This is a genomic window from Novosphingobium sp., from assembly GCF_032093395.1.
Taxonomy (GTDB): domain Bacteria; phylum Pseudomonadota; class Alphaproteobacteria; order Sphingomonadales; family Sphingomonadaceae; genus Novosphingobium.
In genome coordinates, this window is sequence record NZ_DAMDBA010000016.1 from 52905 (window position 1) to 70076 (window position 17172).

General features: G+C 65.6%; 16 protein-coding genes. 5 read left to right on the forward strand and 11 right to left on the reverse strand.

The window, feature by feature from the left end; genetic code table 11:
* Window positions 1-20: 20 nt before the first annotated feature.
* The 4 genes from RT424_RS08465 to RT424_RS08480 form a co-directional block, all read right to left on the reverse strand.
* On the reverse strand, window positions 21-848 hold the full coding sequence (locus RT424_RS08465; RefSeq protein ID WP_313436298.1) for a CheR family methyltransferase: 828 nt from the start codon (window positions 846-848) through the stop codon (window positions 21-23).
* 31 nt (window positions 849-879) lie between these two features.
* Entirely contained in the window at window positions 880-4371 is a 3492-nt protein-coding gene (locus RT424_RS08470; protein ID WP_313436301.1) for a response regulator, read from the reverse strand.
* Window positions 4372-4481: 110 nt separating this feature from the next.
* The gene (locus RT424_RS08475) at window positions 4482-5015 is read right to left on the reverse strand and encodes a DUF177 domain-containing protein (RefSeq protein WP_313436304.1); all 534 of its coding nucleotides are present in this window, start codon (window positions 5013-5015) and stop codon (window positions 4482-4484) included.
* Window positions 5012-5527, reverse strand: a complete 516-nt coding sequence (locus RT424_RS08480; protein ID WP_313436307.1) for a ubiquinol-cytochrome C chaperone family protein — start codon at window positions 5525-5527, stop codon at window positions 5012-5014. The genes RT424_RS08475 and RT424_RS08480 overlap by 4 nt, the downstream gene beginning before the upstream one ends.
* A gap of 169 nt (window positions 5528-5696) precedes the next feature.
* Between RT424_RS08480 and RT424_RS08485 the strand changes: the two genes are divergently transcribed.
* The 5 genes from RT424_RS08485 to RT424_RS08505 all read left to right on the forward strand — a co-directional run bounded on the left by RT424_RS08485 (window position 5697) and on the right by RT424_RS08505 (window position 9103).
* Window positions 5697-6194, forward strand: coding sequence for an outer membrane protein assembly factor BamE (locus RT424_RS08485; protein ID WP_409521457.1), 498 nt, complete (start codon window positions 5697-5699; stop codon window positions 6192-6194).
* A 147-nt stretch (window positions 6195-6341) separates the two neighbouring features.
* A complete protein-coding gene (gene hslV / locus RT424_RS08490; RefSeq protein WP_313436310.1) occupies window positions 6342-6911 on the forward strand; it encodes an ATP-dependent protease subunit HslV in 570 nt (189 codons plus the stop codon).
* Between the two features lie 13 nt (window positions 6912-6924).
* A complete protein-coding gene (gene hslU, locus RT424_RS08495) occupies window positions 6925-8223 on the forward strand; it encodes an ATP-dependent protease ATPase subunit HslU (protein WP_313436312.1) in 1299 nt (432 codons plus the stop codon).
* Between the two features lie 181 nt (window positions 8224-8404).
* Window positions 8405-8803 carry a GFA family protein gene (locus RT424_RS08500; RefSeq protein ID WP_313436314.1) on the forward strand — a complete coding sequence of 133 codons (399 nt, stop codon included), beginning with the start codon at window positions 8405-8407 and terminating at the stop codon, window positions 8801-8803.
* 99 nt (window positions 8804-8902) lie between these two features.
* Window positions 8903-9103 (forward strand): DUF1737 domain-containing protein, encoded by a 201-nt coding sequence (locus RT424_RS08505; RefSeq protein ID WP_021235064.1) that lies wholly within the window; start codon window positions 8903-8905, stop codon window positions 9101-9103.
* A 31-nt stretch (window positions 9104-9134) separates the two neighbouring features.
* Here the strand turns inward: RT424_RS08505 and RT424_RS08510 are convergent, their stop codons facing one another.
* The 7 genes from RT424_RS08510 to RT424_RS08540 form a co-directional block, all read right to left on the reverse strand.
* Window positions 9135-10208, reverse strand: coding sequence for a glycosyltransferase 61 family protein (locus tag RT424_RS08510; RefSeq protein WP_313436316.1), 1074 nt, complete (start codon window positions 10206-10208; stop codon window positions 9135-9137).
* A 112-nt stretch (window positions 10209-10320) separates the two neighbouring features.
* Complete coding sequence (locus tag RT424_RS08515; protein WP_313436318.1) at window positions 10321-10527, reverse strand: hypothetical protein; 207 nt, start codon at window positions 10525-10527, stop codon at window positions 10321-10323.
* Between the two features lie 70 nt (window positions 10528-10597).
* Window positions 10598-12418 (reverse strand): ABC transporter ATP-binding protein/permease, encoded by a 1821-nt coding sequence (locus tag RT424_RS08520; protein ID WP_313436320.1) that lies wholly within the window; start codon window positions 12416-12418, stop codon window positions 10598-10600.
* An 80-nt stretch (window positions 12419-12498) separates the two neighbouring features.
* Window positions 12499-13515 carry an aspartyl protease family protein gene (locus tag RT424_RS08525; RefSeq protein ID WP_313436323.1) on the reverse strand — a complete coding sequence of 339 codons (1017 nt, stop codon included), beginning with the start codon at window positions 13513-13515 and terminating at the stop codon, window positions 12499-12501.
* Between the two features lie 65 nt (window positions 13516-13580).
* Complete coding sequence (locus RT424_RS08530; protein WP_313436336.1) at window positions 13581-14483, reverse strand: beta-1,6-N-acetylglucosaminyltransferase; 903 nt, start codon at window positions 14481-14483, stop codon at window positions 13581-13583.
* A gap of 12 nt (window positions 14484-14495) precedes the next feature.
* Window positions 14496-15947 (reverse strand): oligosaccharide flippase family protein, encoded by a 1452-nt coding sequence (locus RT424_RS08535; RefSeq protein ID WP_313436325.1) that lies wholly within the window; start codon window positions 15945-15947, stop codon window positions 14496-14498.
* Between the two features lie 5 nt (window positions 15948-15952).
* Window positions 15953-16945, reverse strand: coding sequence for a glycosyltransferase (locus tag RT424_RS08540; RefSeq protein WP_313436328.1), 993 nt, complete (start codon window positions 16943-16945; stop codon window positions 15953-15955).
* Between the last annotated feature and the right edge of the window lie 227 nt (window positions 16946-17172).

The following is a 17172-nucleotide window of genomic DNA, read 5'->3' on the forward strand; positions in this document are numbered from 1 at the left end:
CGGTTCAGGCCCAGGGGACGTCACGGCTCGCGCTTCTGGTAGATCTTCTCCTCGCGCACGAAGTCGCTGAACGCCCCGGCGTGGCAGGAGAAGCGCAGGCTTTCCCGTGCGCCGAGGCCCAGGAACCCCTTGCGCGCCAGCGAGTCCCGGAACAGCCCCACGGCGCGGTCCTGCAAGGTGCGGTCGAAGTAGATCATGACGTTGCGGCAGGAAATTAGGTGCATTTCCGCGAAGACCGCGTCGGAGACGAGGCTGTGGTCGGAAAAGACCACCCGGTCGCGCAGGCTCTTGTCGAAGGCGGCGTGGCCATAGGCGGTGGAATAGTAGTCCGACAGCGAGGACTTGCCCCCCGCAAGCTGATGGTTCTCGGTGAAGGTGCGGATGCGGTCGAGCGGATAGATTCCGCGCGCCGCCGCATCGAGCGCATCCTGGCTGATGTCTGTGGCATAGAACAGGGTGCGGTCTTCCAGCCCTTCCTCGCGGAACAGGATGACCAGCGAATAGAGCTCCTCCCCCGCGCTGCATCCGGCGATCCAGACCTTGAGCGAGGGATAGGTTCGCAAGTGCGGCACCACTTTCTCGCGGATGGCGCGAAAGTAGGCGGGGTCGCGGAACAGTTCGCTGACCTGCACCGTCAGGAAGCCCAGCAGGCGCGAGACCGTGGCGGGATCGCGCAACATGCGGTCCTGAAGCGCGGAGAAGGTAGGCAGTCCCATCTGGTCGCGCGCCTGGCGCAGGCGACGTTTCAGCGAGCTTTGCGCATAGTTGCGGAAGTCGTAGTGATAGCGGCTGTGGAGCGCCTCCAGCAGGAGGCGGATCTCGATATCCTCGATCTTCTCCTCGTCCATCAGCGTTGGCCTTCGCGCTTCCGGTTTCGCATCAGCGCGGCATCCAGACGCGGACCAGCGAGAGCAGCTTGTCCACGTCGAGCGGCTTCGACATGTAGTCGTTGGCCCCCGCGTCGATGCAGCGCTCCTGATCGTCGGGCATGGCTTTGGCGGTGAGGGTGATGATCGGCAGCCGGGCCCAGCGCGGATCCTGCCGGATCTCGCGCGTGGCGGTAAGGCCGTCCTTCACCGGCATCATCACGTCCATCAGCACGAGGTCGATGCGATGGACGTCATCGTCGGCGGAGCGATCCAGCGCGTCGATCGCCTCCTGCCCGTTGCGCGCGATCTGCACGACCGCGCCCTGCGGTTCGAGGATGTTGGTGAGCGAGTAGACGTTGCGCACGTCGTCCTCCACCACCAGGATTCGGCGGCCTTCCAGGATCGCGTCGCGGTTGCGTGCCTGCTGGATCATCGTCTGCTGCTCGGGCGGTAGCTCGGTGACGACCTGGTGCAGGAACAGCGAGACTTCGTCGAGCAGGCGCTCGGGCGAGCGGGCGCCCTTGATGATGATCGAATCGGAATAGCGGCGCAGGCGCTGCTCGTCGTCGGGGGTCAGGTCGTGCCCCGTATAGACGATCACGGGCGGGAAGGCATAGGTGCCCTCGCGACTGAGCGTTTCCAGCAGGGTGAAGCCGCTGGCATCGGGCAGGGCGAGGTCGAGCACCATGCAGTCGAAGGTCTGGCTGGCCAGCAGTTCGAAGCATTCGGCGGCGGTGGCGGCGGCCACCGTCTCCACCTCGCCAGAGCTGAGCAGGCGGGCCACGGCGTCGCGCTGGACGGGATCGTCCTCGACGATGAGCACCCGCCGCGTCGGGGAATCGAGCCGGGCCGCAAGGGTTTGCAGCACGCCCGAAAGGTCTTCCCGCTTCACTGGCTTAACCAGGTAGCCGACGGCGCCCAGCGAGAGCGCGGTCTGGGTATGATCGGTGCCGGAAACGACGTGGACCGGGATGTGCCGCGTCTCGACATCGCGCTTCAGGCGGTCGAGCAGGGCGAGGCCGGACTGGTCGGGCAGGCCGATGTCGAGCACCACCGCGTGGGGCTGGAAGCTGCGCGCGAGTTGCAGTGCTTCCTCGGCCGTGCCGGCGACGAGGCACTGGAAACCCATCTCCCGCGCCATGTCGCGCACGATGCCGGCGAAGGAGGAATCGTCCTCGACCACCAGCAGCACGCGCTGGGCCATGCTTGCGGTTTCGCGGTCGTCCTCCACCTGCCGCAGCAGGGTTGCCGGCTCAGGCTTATGCGAGGCCGATCGCGAGGGAGGCATCGTTGCGGCGGGAGCGGCAGGCATGGCCATGGCGACGCCGTTCGGCGTGATCCGCGCGGATCCTTCGATCGCCGGATCATGGGCCAGCGGCAGGCGCAAGGTGAAGCGACTGCCCTGTCCGGCCACGCTGGTCAGCGAGATCGCGCCGCCGAGCAGGCGGGCCAGTTCGCGCGAGATCGAGAGGCCGAGGCCGGTGCCGCCGTACTTGCGGTTCACCGTGCCGTCCGCCTGGCGGAAGGCCTCAAAGATCGCGCGTTGCTGGTCTTCGGGAATGCCGATGCCGGTGTCGGTTACGGACAGCAGCAGGGCATCGCTTCCGTCCGGCTCGATGTCCAGCCCCACGCGCCCGGTCTCGGTGAACTTGAAGGCGTTGGAGAGCAGGTTCTTGAGGATCTGCTCCAGCCGCTGGCGGTCGGTATCGAGCGTGGCGGCACAGCCCGGCGCGACGCGAACATCGAAATCCAGCCCGCGCGTCCGGGCGACCGGCTGGAAGAGCTGGCGCATGTCGCTCGTCAGCCGTTCCAGCAGCACCGTTTCCGGCCGGATCTGCAAGTGCCCGGCCTCGATCTTGGACAAGTCGAGAATGTCGTTGATCAGCGCCAGCAGGTCGTTGCCCGAGGACTCGATGGTGCGAGCGTACTGCACCTGATCGCCGGTAAGATTGGCCTGCGGATTGTCGCCCAGCAGCTTGGACAGGATCAGCAGCGAATTGAGCGGCGTGCGCAGTTCGTGGCTCATGTTGGCCAGGAAGTCGGACTTGTAGCGGCTGGCCTGTTCCAGTTCCTGGGCCTTCAGCTCCACCACGGCGTTGGAGCGGGCAAGATCGTCGCGCTGGTGCTCCAGCTGCTGAGCCTGTTCCTCCAGCTGCGAGTTGGTCTGCTCCAGTTCGACCTGCTGATGCTCCAGCCGCACCTGCGATTCCTTGAGCGCGCGGCCCTGCTCTTCGAGTTCCTCGTTGGAAACGCGCAGTTCCTCGCTCTGGACCTGGAGTTCCTCGGCATGGTGCTGCAATTCGGCGCGATAGCGGGCCGAGCGCAGGGCGACGCCCGCCGCGTTCGAGATTTCGGCCAGGAAGGCCAGGACATGTTCGTCCACCGGCTGGAGGAAGCCGAGTTCGATCACGCCGTGGACCGTTTGGTCGGCAACTGCGGGCGCGATCAGCAGGTGGCGCGGCTTGTCGCTTCCGAAGGTGGAGCCGATCGTCAGGTAGCTGTCGGGAATGTCGGCCAGCAGCACCGGCGCGCCGTCCGCCGCGACCTGGCCGAGCAGACCCTCGCGCATCGAGAAACGCTCGACGATCCCGGCATCGGCGGGAACGCCATAGGCGGCGACACGGCGGAAGTGATGGCCATCTCCCGAGAACACCGCGCCCGCCTGGGCACCCACGAACCGCACCAGGAAGGCCAGCATGTTTTCGCCAAGCTGCTCCACTGGCTGGTCTCCCAGCACCGCCGAGGCAAGGGCGACCTGGCCCGCCTGAAGCCATTCGCGATGTCCCGCCGCGATCGCCGCCCGCCGCATCAGGAAACCGATCACCAGCGTCAGGGCGATACCCAGAAGACAGGAAGCGATGCCGCTGGCCCAGGCCGACTTGTAGGCCTGTTCCATTTCCGCCAGGCGCTCCTGTCGCAGGCGCGCCTCATCCTGCTGCATCAGCCCGAGCTGGCTGCGGATGGCATCCATCTCGACCTTGCCGCGATCCGAGGCGACCAGCAGCAAGGCCGCTTCCAGGCCGCCGTTCTGGCGCGCCACGATCGTTTCCCTCAGTTCCGCCAGCTTGGCGTCGATATGACGGCGCAGCGGTGCGAGCCGCCCTTGCTGATCGGGGTTGTCGCGAGTGAGGTTCCCGATCGTCCTGAACTGGCCCCCGACTTCGGTCAGCGCGCTGCGATAGGGATCGAGATAGCTCTCCCGCCCGGTCAGCAGGAAGCCGCGCTGGCCCGTCTCCGCATCTTGCACGGCCGACAGCAGGCCGTTCAGCGCCACGATGACTTCGTGGGAGTGCACGATCTTCTGCGTGTCGTCCCGCAGCACGCGGACGTTAAGGTACGCCACCGTCCCGCTGGCCAGGAAGAACAGGATGGCCACGGCCAGGCCGAACGCGGTCTTGGGGTCGAGGCCGGGCTTTACGCGCGTCCGCGCGACGTCGCTGCCGAAGGTCTGCTTGGCAGGCCCGGTCTGCGGAAACGGGGCCTGCGGAAATGGTGAATGCATGGGCCTGCCAGGAAGAAGAGCGCAAGGAAAGCGCTTCGCTTGCGGGGAAACGCGCCCGCAATCAAGGCGTTCCTTGGCCCGGCCCGATTATCTTTTCCTTGCCTCTGGGCTTATTCCTTGAGGCCCAGGCCCTTGAGCGCCGCAAACGGGCTGCTGTCCTCGGGCGTGCCGATTCCGGCGGCCTTGCGGGCGCTGTCCGCTTCGGGGCCGGTCAGGAACGGATCGATCGCCAGGGCCAGGCTCTGCGCCACGGCCTCGCCAAGATCGATATGCGTGCCGTGATACTCGATCTCGTCGCAATCGTCCGAATCGAGTTCGATCTCCTCATCGGGCGTATGGTCGCCCGCCTCGGGCACGAAACGGAAGAACACCGGCTCGTCCAGCGAGATGGCGATGTCCTCGGCCGAGACGGCGCAGGCCTGGACGTAATCGGCTTCGATCCGGCCGCGTCCCTCCACCTTGCGATCCTTGCGCTCCAGTTCGAGGTCGGCGGTAAGCCGCTCGATCCGCACAAGGCCGAAACGCGCGGAAAGCGCCTCGCGCTCGGCGGCATCGGCCTCAAGCCGGTGCGTGGCCTTGCCCTCGGCCTGGCGGATGTCGATCGGTCGGGAGAATTCGGGCGTGTAGGCTGGAATATCGGTCATCGCGCAATGCTCGCGTTCAGGAGGTCATGGTCGGTAACGGTATCGAGCTGGCGGGCCAGCGCCCGGACATGCCCGGCAAGGCGGAGCGGGTCCGCGTCCTCGGTCAGCGTCACGTTGCGGCCCAGCACTTCGGCCAGTGCATCGTCTCCCAGCGGAAGCGCTTCCCGCAGGGCGCCGATACGTCCGCCGAGGACGCTCATCAGCTTGCCCATGCGCTTGCCGACCACCAGGTCGCCAACGCCGGACTGGCGAAGCTGGCCGTCCATGTCGTCCACGAACAACTCGGTCAGGTGAACGGAAGGCGTGATCAGGGCTTCCACACGCTCCATCCGCAGCATGACGAGGGCCAGGACCAGCGTCACGGCGTCGAAGCGGCCGGCCACGGTGTCGGCCACGCCGAAATCGGCGTACCACGGCTTCTCTCGGGCGATCTCGACGATGCGGTGCCAGAGCGGGCGAACCGCGCCCTGCGGATCGGAGCGTTTGCCGACGAGACGGGAAAGCATGGACACGGGGCAGTCTGACCTTTCGTTCATCGGCAATTCAATCGACCTGCCCCAACGCCCATTGCGTGACGGGCTGGCGGGCTCTAAGGCTCGGTGCCGTTATCTGGCCGATATATGGGCCCTGCGTCTGGTGGCAATGCCCGGCGAAGGGCCGGGCCCCGAATGGAGTGGGAAAATGCGCAGTTACGGTCACATGGCTAAGGCGGCAGGCATCGCGCTGGCGCTGGCTGCGCTGACGGCGGGATGCACTTCGGTGCGCGATCACCGTGGATATCTGGTAGATCAGACGCTGCTCGATTCGGTGCAGCCCGGCATCGACAACCGCCTGTCGGTGGAAAAGACGCTCGGCCGCCCGACCTTCGTCAGCCAGTTCGGCGAGAAGGACTACTATTACATTTCGCAGACCGTGAAGACGCCGCCGTTCCGCCGTCCTCAGACGTCCGAGCAGACGGTGCTGCGCGTGCGCTTCGACCCGGCCGGCAATGTCGTCGGCGTCGACAAGCGCGGCATGGAACAGGTGGCCCGGATCAACCCGAACGGCGACACTACGCCAACGCTGGGCCGCCATCGCGGCCTGCTGGAAGATCTGTTCGGCAATATCGGCGCCGTGGGCGCTGCCGGCATGCCCGGTGGCGGCACCGGCCCGGTCGGCCCCGGTCCCAACGGCAGCTGATCGGGAAAATCGCGCGATCCCCGGATCGTCGCTCAAAAACGTCCGCGACACCGCCTCGGTTTCGCGGACGTTTTTTGTTGTTTCGGATGCGGGGCGTCTTGTATTTTCACCGCTTGAACCGCGCGAACGCGGTCATATATCCGCGGCATGGATAATAGCGGGGCTAGCCACGGCCTGATCCAGTGGCACGGTACGACCATCATCGGCGTCAAGAAGGGCGGCAAGACCGTCATCGCCGGTGACGGACAGGTCTCCATGGGCAATACGGTGATGAAGCCCAATGCGCGCAAGGTGCGCCGCATCGGTGACGGAAAGGTGATCGCAGGCTTTGCCGGCGCCACGGCCGACGCCTTCACCCTGTTCGAGCGGCTGGAGCGCAAGCTGGAGCAGCATCGCGGCCAGCTCATGCGCGCGGCCGTCGAACTCGCCAAGGACTGGCGCACCGACAAGTATCTGCGCAATCTGGAAGCGCTGATGATCGTGGCCGACGCGGACACCCTGCTGGTGCTCACCGGCAATGGCGACGTGCTTGAGCCCGAGGGCGGTCCGGACAGCCAGATCACCGCGATCGGCTCGGGCGGGAACTATGCCCTTGCCGCCGCCCGCGCCATCGACGGCTACGAGACCGATGCCGAGCAGATCGCCCGGCGCGCCATGACCGTCGCCGCCGACATCTGCGTCTTCACCAACGACCGCGTCACGGTCGAGACCATCTGAGACCGATCACATCATGAAAGACAACCTCACCCCCAAGGCGATCGTCCGCGCGCTCGATGCCCACATCATCGGCCAGAGCGAGGCGAAGAAGGCCGTCGCGGTTGCCCTGCGCAATCGCTGGCGGCGCCAGAAGCTCTCGCTCGACCTGCGCGACGAGGTGACGCCCAAGAACATCCTCATGATCGGCCCGACGGGCTGCGGCAAGACCGAGATCAGCCGCCGCCTGGCCAAGCTGGCGGATGCGCCCTTCGTGAAGGTGGAGGCGACCAAGTTCACCGAAGTCGGCTATGTCGGCCGCGACGTCGAGCAGATCGCCCGCGACCTCGTGGAGGAAGCGATCCGGCTGGAAAAGGAGCGCCGCCGCGAATCCGTGCGCGAGGCTGCCTCCAAGGCGGCGATGGAGCGCCTGCTCAATGCGCTGGTCGGCGAAGGCGCTTCCGAGGCCACCCGCGCCTCTTTCCACCAGCGCATCACCGAAAACGCCATGAACGATACCGAGGTCGAGATCGAGGTCGAGGATAGCCCCTCGGCGCCGATGGAGATCCCGGGCATGGGCGGCTCGGTCGGCATGATCAACTTGTCCGATATCATGGGCAAGTTCGGTGGCCAGAAGTTGACCCGTCGCAAGATGAAGGTGCCCGACGCCTGGGACAAGCTGGTGGACGAGGAATCGGAGAAGCGCCTGGATCAGGACGACGTCGCCCGCACCGCGCTGGCGAGTGCGGAAACCAACGGCATCGTCTTCCTCGATGAGATCGACAAGATCGCCGTCTCCGACGTGCGCGGCGGTTCGGTCAGCCGCGAAGGCGTGCAGCGCGACCTGCTGCCGCTGATCGAAGGCACGACGGTGGCCACCAAGTACGGCCCGATGAAGACCGACCACGTCCTCTTCATCGCCAGCGGTGCGTTCCATGTGGCGAAGCCCAGCGACATGCTGCCCGAGCTTCAGGGCCGCCTGCCGATCCGCGTCGAACTGAAGGCCCTCACGGAAGCGGATTTCGTGCGTATCCTCTCGGAAACCCGCGCGAACCTGGTGGCCCAGTACAAGGCGCTGCTCGCGACCGAGGAAGTCGCGGTGGAGGTCACCGAAGGCGCCGTGGGCGAGATCGCCCGCATCGCCGCCCTGGTGAACGAAACCGTCGAGAACATCGGCGCGCGTCGCCTCCAGACGGTGATGGAAAAGCTGCTGGAGGAACTCAGCTTCGAGGCCGAGGACCGCAAGGGCGAGACCGTGACGATCGACGAGGCCTATGTGCGCGAAAAGCTGGAAGGCCTCGCGGGCAACGCGGACTTGTCGAAGTATATCCTTTAAACGTCGCAGATTTCCCGTCGTCCCGGACTTGATCCGGGACCGCTGTCAGGTCTTTAGGCGCCTGCCTGCGAGCAAGGCGCGGCTCGGCCAGCGGTCCCGGATCGAGTCCGGGACGACGAAATTTGTTCCTTGAATGTTCCTGAAGATCGACTAGCTTCCTCGCATCAGAGGGAGATTCGCTATGACGCTCGAAGGTGGATGTCAGTGTGGCGACGTTCGCTACACCGTTGCAGGTGCGCCGGAGCATGTCGCGCTGTGCCACTGCGCCGATTGCCGCAAATCATCCGGTGCGCCGACCGTGGCTTGGGCCGCGTTCAAGACGCCGGAATTCGCGCTTACGGCGGGCGAAGCCTCGGTCTACAACTCCAGCGGTTCGACCATGCGCCACTTCTGTCCGCGCTGCGGCACCGGGCTGTGGTATGCCAACGAGGAATATCTGCCCGGCCTGATCGACATCCAGGTCGCCACGCTCGACGATCCCGATGCCCTGCCTCCCCAGGCCCACATTCAGGTGGCCGAACGGATCGGCTGGATGAAAGATATCGCGGGCCTGCCGGAATTCGAACGCTATCCGGGATGACTTGGCAGGCGTTCGTCGAACGGGGAGAGAAAATGGGGGACTTGCCAGCGGGGCTGGAGTGACTAGGCATCTGACTTTCGAAATCGAAAGAGATGCCAGATGTACCAGACCCCCGAAGACCGCCCGATCTACCGCCTGCTGACCGGCGCCGACGACCGCGCCTTCTGCGAGCGGGTGTCCGAAGCGTTGGCGCAGGGCTGGCGGCTCTATGGTTCGCCGTCGCTTTCCTGGGACACGGCCGAAAATTGCATGAAGGCAGCACAAGCTGTCGTCTGGCACGAGGCCGACGTCGTGAAGTGAAAGTGGCCGGGAACGGAGCGGGTCAGCCGGTCTAGGCCTGTGCCGCGATGGCGGCGGCCTGCTCGTGTCTTTCAGGTCCGATTTCCGTTGCATCGTCGTCCAGCGCTTCTTCCAGCTGGCGCAAATCGACGGCGAACGATGCCTGCTTGTGTCGATAGATCGCCGGCCAGCCCTGGAACTGCACGTCATCGTCGAAGTTCGGGATCAGCTGGACGTATCGGTCGACCTTGTGCCCGATCCCGAGGGGAAAATGATCGTGGTAGACGTGCGGTGGCATGATTTCGATGACCGAGCGTGTCCGGTGCTTCAGCGCCAGATAGGCGAGGGCGGCGCCGTGGATGGCCACCACGTGGTCTGCGGCCTCCATCGCGGCGATCTGTTCCGCGATCGGAAAGTCCTCCAGATAGATCGTGGCGAAGCCGCGTGCTGATAGCAGGGCATCCAGCGCCGCCGCATTGGTGGGGGAACGCGGGCCACGGCGGGAGACGAAGACTTTCCGCTGGCCGTTCCCGGCAGCGACCCAATCCGTGTAGACTTCGCCCGTGTAGTTGTAGAGCGGGGCATCGAACTGCGCTTCGATACCGAACTGTGCGAGCCCGCGCGATAGACGGAAGCTAAGCTGCTTGCCGGAAACCGGGCGATAGGTGCAGAGCGGCTCGATCGCGAAATAGCGCAGCAGCTCTTCGAAGCGCGGTTGAAGCGGACGAAACACGCAGGTGACGTTGCCCAAGGCGCGACGGGCCGCCAGGCACAGCGGAATGATGTCCATCAACAGATGCGACACGTTGTTGGGCTCGATATGACGGGTATCGAGGAAATAGCCGGTTTCGATCGGCCTGCTCCAGCGCGCGATCGCCCGCTTTGCGATAGCGCGAGGGCTAAGGCCCTCCAGATTCGCCGAACGTCGTGAAAGGGCCCGGCGGGAGAGCAGGGTCAGCGCGCCGAACTCCATCGGTCTGCGGACATCCACCGCGAGGCGGCGATTTCCGGCGAAAAGGCCGACCGGTACCGGCTCGCGCGGGGGCACCTGCTGGACCATATGCCGCGTGAAGAGAGCGCTGGTGGCGAGCATTTCATCCCTGCCGATCGATTTCGCGGGCACCATATTTCCGCGAATCCGGACGAACCGGCAATCCGGTGGTCGACCTTGGGGCTATTCGGGAGCGGGCAGGGATGTGCGGTTGGCTTCGATACCGCCTCGATCAGTCCAACTGCAATCAGTCCAACTGGGCGAAATGCGCGCGTGCGACCTTCTGCATCTCAAGGGCCTGCAACGATTCGATTGGCGCCGATGGCGGGACGGATAGGGCGGCGGGCTCCGGTTGCGCCAGTACGGGGCCGGCGATCATGACGGCCGGGATGATCGGCGCAAGCGCGCCCATGAGCAGAAATACGGCGGACATCGGGGGCAGTTTCACGCGCATGGGGCTCCGGAGGAGGCGATCGATCCTTGCGGAACACCCAAGCGCCGCCGAAGTTCCGAATGGGCGAAAGCTATTGCGCGGCCTCGATCATGGATTCGGCTTCCGCCGCCTGTCGCGCCCACATTTCCGCATAGAGCCCGTCCAGCCGCAGCAGCTCGCCATGGGTGCCGCTTTCCGCGAGCTGGCCGTCGTTCAGCACCAGGATCCGGTCCGAATCGGCGATCGTCGACAGGCGATGCGCGATCGACAGGCTCGTGCGGTTTTCCGAGACGCGGTGGAGCGTCGCCAGGATGTCCTGCTCGGTGCGGGTGTCGAGCGCGGAAGTGGCCTCGTCGAGGAGCAGGATCGGCGGATTCTTGACGAGCGTGCGGGCGATTGCCACGCGCTGTTTCTCGCCCCCCGAAAGCTTGAGGCCGCGTTCGCCCACTTCCGTGGCGAACCCCTGCGGCAGGCGGTCGATCAGGCCCATCAGCGCGGCCCCGCGCGCGGCGGATTCGATGTCGGCCTGCGTCGCGTCGTCGCGGCCGTAGCCGATGTTGTAGCCGATGGTGTCGTTGAAAAGCACGGAATCCTGCGGAACGATGCCGATCGCGGCGCGCAGGGACGCCTGGGTCACGCCGGCGATGTCCTGCCCATCGATGAGGATGCGGCCTTCCTGCGGGTCGTAGAAGCGGAACAGCAGCCGCGCGAGCGTGGACTTGCCCGCGCCCGAGGGACCGACGATGGCGAAGTTCTGCCCGGCCGGAACCTCGAACGACAGGCCCTTGAGGATGCGCCGGTCAGGTTCATAGCCGAACACCACATTGTCGAACACGATCGAGGGGCGCCGGACGACCAGCGCGGGCGCGTCGGGCCGATCGGACACTTCCTGCGGCTCGTCGAGCAGGCGGAACATTTCCGCCATGTCGATCAGGCCCTGCCGGATCGTGCGATAGACCATGCCCAGCATGTCGAGCGGGCGGAACAGCTGGGTGAGGTAGGTCTGCACGAAGACCAGCTGGCCCGCCGTATATTGCCCCTTGTACCAGCCCCACACGGTATAGCCGAGCGCGCCGGCCATGAGCAGGTTGATCACCAGCCCCTGCGCGATGTTGAGCAGGCCCAACGAATTTTCGCTCTTCACGGCAGCCACCGCATAGGCCCGCGTCGCCTGGGCGTATCGCTCCTGCTCGCGATGCTCGGCCGAGAAATACTTCACCGTCTCGTAGTTGAGCAGCGAGTCCACCGCGCGGGATAGCGCCTGCCCGTCCAGCCGGTTCATCTGTTCGCGCAGCTTGGTGCGCCATTCGGTGATGGTGCGGGTCACCCAGATGTAGGCGGCGATGGCCACGCCTGTCGCGATGACGAGGCCGGGGCCGAAATTGAGGTAGAAGATCACCGCCACGACCAGCAATTGCAGGATGGTGGGCGCGATGTTGAACAGCATGAAGTAGAGCATCGTGTCGATGCTCTTGGTGCCGCGCTCGATGGTCTTGGTCACTTCGCCGGTACGGCGGGCGAGATGGAACCGCAACGACAGGCGGTGGAGCTGTCCGAAGACGCTTTCCGCCAGTTCGCGCGTGGCATCCTGCCCCACGCGCTCGAACACGATGTTGCGGATGTTGTCGAACGCCGTCTGGATCAGCCGCCCGGCCGCGTAGCCCAGCACCATCAGCATCGCCAGCTGCACCAGTTTCGGGCCGGTGGCGCCCATCAGATCGACCGCCCATTTCATCAGGTAGGGCAGGGCAAGCTGTGTGGCGGTGGAGAGCAGGATGAACAGACACGCCCACACGATCCGCCAGCGCAGCGCCGGGTTCCCCACGGGCCAGAGATAGGGCATGAAGCGCAGGAGGGTGCGCCAGCCATCGTGGCGGGCGCGCGAATCGTTGACGGCTGTATCTGGTGGCATCGGCGCTATTTAGGGTGCGCGAAGCGATAGACAATCACGGGTGTCACCGGATGGCCTGGGAACCTTCCCTCCGCTCAGGATCACTTCGGCATATCGAACATGATGCGCCGCGTGGTGAAATCGATGGCGATGCGTTTGAACACCCTCATTTCCCGCATGCCGAGGAAGATCGCGGGACGCCTGCGCAAGTTCAGTTCCTTGAAGGCCGGCGCGTCGGCAAAGGCGATGAGGACGTTGGAGACGTTGATGTCGTCGATCTGGAGCTTTCTGGCGTAGCCCAACCCGGCCGGCAATTCGTGTCCGGTGACCGAGAGCAGGGTGGTCTGGCCGGTGGCTCTCTCTCGCATGGCGCGTTGCAGGGCGAGGTTGCCGATCGTGGAACTTGCCCCGGTGTCGATCACCACATCCGTGCGAATGCCGTCGACGAGGGCATTGGTCATGATCAACCGCCCTGCCTTCTTGCGGGCGCGAACGATGATTTCATAGCCGTTGTTGCCGCCAAGGCTATGGGCATCGCCGATGGCGATAGTGTTTTTCGTGAAGTCCAGCACCACGCGCTGGTCCTGGAGGCTGTCGGTGCCAACGATGCCATCCGCGCCGATATGGTTGCGTTCGAGCACCGGCACGGTGAGGCCCGAGTAGGATTTCAGCCCGATGTCGAGCGAGTCCAGTCGCGCCGTGGAGACATTGCTCATGCCGCCCATGCTGATGACCCGCACCATCGGCCCCTGCGTCAATCCCAGTGTTCCGGCAAGGCTGGAGGAAACCACCGTCGTCTGCGAGCCGGTGTCGATCAGAAACCGGTAGGGGCCGCGTCCCTCGATGCCCACGGCAACCGTCATGCGGTCGTCGTCGTCGGCCTGGCCCTGGATCGGGGCATCCATGTCCGTCTCGAAGTGATGCTGGGCCCATGGCAACTGCACCGCGAAAGGCACGGGCTGCGCAACGCCGGGTTCCGCGGCATCCGGTTGGGCAGGCAGATGCTGGTCCGGGGTCGGCAGTGAGTCCGAGGGCAGTGACTGCGAGGGTGCAGGCTGGGCGCCCAGTATCGCCAGTTCGGCGAAGACGAGCGTCAGCCCTAGGGCTGCTCCTGGCATCGTTCTCTCCTGCGCACCGCTATGTTGCAGGTGTCGCAGCCAGGATCATACCACCGCGCCCGATGCTATACCAACGTTTCCGCTTCCGGTGCGTCCCGATCCGGGTCGCTCGTCTGCTGGGGTAGCGCAAGGAAGAACGGGTCGTGCGCGAGTGATACCTTGCGCATGAACCAGGCGTCGCTTGCCGCGATCTCCGGAAGGTCGTGTGCGTCCAGCAGGCGCGGGCTGGATGCCCCGCCGGGGAACTGCACGAACCGGCGGTTTCCGGCGATCCGATCGGGGAAATGGCGCGCGATCAGGGTCGGTATGACATGCTCGTCGCAGCATAGCGTGCCCTTCAACCGCCCGCTCCGTAGCAGCGGCGGCAGTTCGCGCGCCAGCACGGCCAGTGCGTCGGCAGGCAGGGACCACCATTGCGAACCGTAAGCCCATGTCCCGAAAGGTTGCGAGCGCTCGCGGCGAAACCGATGGCGCGCCCGGTCCAGCCACCGCGCGAGGCGGCGCAGTTCCCAGGTTGCCGCATAGGCAAGCTTGTCCCTCGCGGGATCGAGCCGCAGCCAACGCGCGTCGAAGCGAAAGGTCTGCATCCGCTCGGCCATGTGACCCGGCCGGACCTCGATATGGCAGAGGCCTTTGTCCAACCCGTGTGCCAACTCCTTTCGCGAAGCTACCGGCCAGTCGGCCCCGCTGAGGAGATGCGCATGGTCGCAGCCGAGGCGAACTGCCTGCCGCACGAGCTTTTCGGTGGCGGCGACCTGGCTCCAGTGTCCCCAGCGAACGGCCACGGGATCCGGCACCAGATGGACCCGGCCGCACGGCCCCGGCAGGTGCTTGCGCAAGGCGTGCCAAAGCGCCGAGCGGCGGTCGGCATGGATCACCACGAAATCCTCGGCGCTTCCGGCGAGCAGGGCTTCGACCAGGCGTTCGAGCTGTTTCGGCGCTTCGTGGGCCAGCAGGAGGTAGGCCATCCGCACGACGGTTCAGCCCGCGCGCCGGGAGAGGATCGGGCGTGACAGCGCTTCCGCCATCATCCGCACTTCCCGCCAGGCGGGATGGCGCGTAGCGGCCAGCGCAGCCAGCCATGCGAGCACGCCTGCGGCGCTCAGCACCAGCAGGGCGATCAGCCCCAGCTCGACACCCTGCCAGCGCGCGATCATCAGCGGCACCCCGGCTGCCAGCGCACAGAGGCCGCTGCGCGCATAGACGGTCATCAAGGCGCCGAAGCGGAACCCGATCAGCCGACCCAGATAGATCGCGTAGATCGCCCACCAGACGAAGCCATAGACCACGCGGCTGATCCCCGCCGCATCCAGGCTGATGAAGCAGCCGGCGGTAAGGATCGCCACTGCGGCGCACGTATCCAGCAGGTTCACCCAGACGAGCCGGCGGATCTGGCCAAGCAGCAAGGGTACGTCCATCTGCAGGGGTATGGCCACGAAGAATATCTCGCCCAGCGCCGTCCAGCGCAGTAGCGGGGCGGAGCCCATCCAGTTCGGGCCGTAAAGCAGCATGACCAGCGGCTCGGCGGCAATGGCAAGACCGATCATCGCCGCCCAATTGAGCGCGGTATAGCAGGCGACGAGGTGGAGATAGGGCTCTGCCAAAGGCTCACCGGCGTCGCGCTTGCGGGCGAAGGCGGAATAGAACACGCTGCCGATCGCCCCTGTCACCAGCGTGGTCAGCTGCCCGGCCAATGCACTGGCGCGGCTGAACAGGCCGGTCGCCGCGATGCCGAGCACGCGGCCGACGATCAGATCCTGGGAGCGTTGGCCGATCGCCGCGCTCGCGCTCAGCACGAAGGACATCGAACTGAAGCCCAGCATCGGCCGCACCGATCCGGTATGCTTCGGCAGGCGCGGACGCACCGGCCGGTGAAGGTTGGCGATGGCAGCACGCGCCACGGCGGTGGCCAGCACGCCCCAGGCAAGCGATGACGCTCCGAAGCCGCAGGCGGCCAATGCGATCGCCGTGCCGTTCCCCGCCAGCGCGCTTCCGGCGTTGACCAGGAACAGGGTGCGGAAGTCCATCTCGCGCACCAGCAGGGCGGCCGGAACGGTAGAGTAGGGCGTGATGAGGTAGGAGGCCGCGATAAGCCATAGCAGCGGGGCGATGGCCGGCTGGGCATAGAAGTGTGCCACGAACGGCGCCGCTACGGCGACGATTGCAGCCACGCTCCATCCGATCGTCACGGCCACCGCGGCATAGTGCGGCACCGCGGCCGGGCTCATTTCCGGCTGGCCGGAGATGAAGCGGGTAATGCCCAGGTCCTGGAAGATCGAAACCAGCATGGCGGCGGCGAGGGCGATCGAGAACAGCCCGACATCGGCCGGCAGCAGGAACAGCCGCGAAATGACGACGCTCGCGACGAATTGAATGGTGAACGTGGCGTATTGCGCGGCGAGCGACCAGAGCGCGGCGCGGCGTACCGACATGCCGGTCAGTTCCGTACCAGGGCAGCGGCAAGACGCAGCGCGCGCGCCGGCTCCCCGAACCGCACGAGCCGGGCCACCGTCCGCCACAGTCCATCGCGGCGTCCGCCATTACGAACATGGTCGAGCAGGATGTCGAAGCCGCCGTCGCGCATGGCGGCAGGGGACCAGCGCAGGCCCAGCGCGATCGTCTCGCGCGCGGCGCGGGAAACGCCGGGGCGGCCGAACAGGGCATCCAGCGTGTCGATAGAAGGCAGTCGCGCGAGATTTTCGGTTGGATCGGGTCGTCCGTCGCGACGCTCTTCCCAGGCGAGGCGCGCGATCACGGAGCCGATCTGCTGCTCCGTGGAATGGCGGGCGGAGACCTGGTCCGGATAGCGCCGATAGCGAAGAAGCCGCTCCGGAATGTTGCCCATCCGCGTCACGCTCGACAGGCGCAGCCAGAGGTCCAGGTCTTCGCAATGACGGAACGCGGCATGATAGCCGCCCACAGCCAGGACCACCTCGCGGCGGAACATCACGGCCGGATGGCAGATCAATTGCTCGCCGTTCTCTATGGCGACGATCATGTCCTCATGGGTGAGCGGATGATCGGCGCCGCTGCGGACCAGCGCCTCGCCGTGTTCGCCGATATCCTCGCTCCAGGTGCCGACCACGCCATAGTCGCGATGGTGCGTGAGGAACTCCACCTGGCGGCCGAAGCGTTCAGGCCGACAGATATCGTCGGCATCCATGCGCGCCACCAGCGGAGCCTGCGCCTCCACAAGCAGTTCGTTGAGGCTGGCGATCAATCCGCGATTCTCGCGAAGGATGGGGCGTATGCGCGCATCCGTGGCGGCGTAGTGCCTGATGATCTGCGCGGAACCGTCGCGCGATCCATCGTCGAGGATCAGCAGCTCGAAGTCGGAAAAGGTTTGCGCAAGCACGCTCTCGATGGCGAGCGGGAGGAAACGCTCGCCATTGTAGACGCTCATGGCAACGCTGATCGCCGGCTTCGGCATGACGTTTTCAGGTCTCCGTTCGGGCAGGCATCGAGAGGGCGCCCTTGCACTGTGCCCCTAAGGCAGGCTGGTAAAGAAAGCGTGAGAGCGTGTCTCGCTCTTCCTGGCGCTGTGTTTCAAAGGGCTTGGTTCCCGGCAGGTTGATAACCGGGGGATCGTCCCCATATTTGGCTGGCGAAGAGGTTGAACTCGCTGGAAACCGCCATTTTTTGGAAAATGTCGTTTTT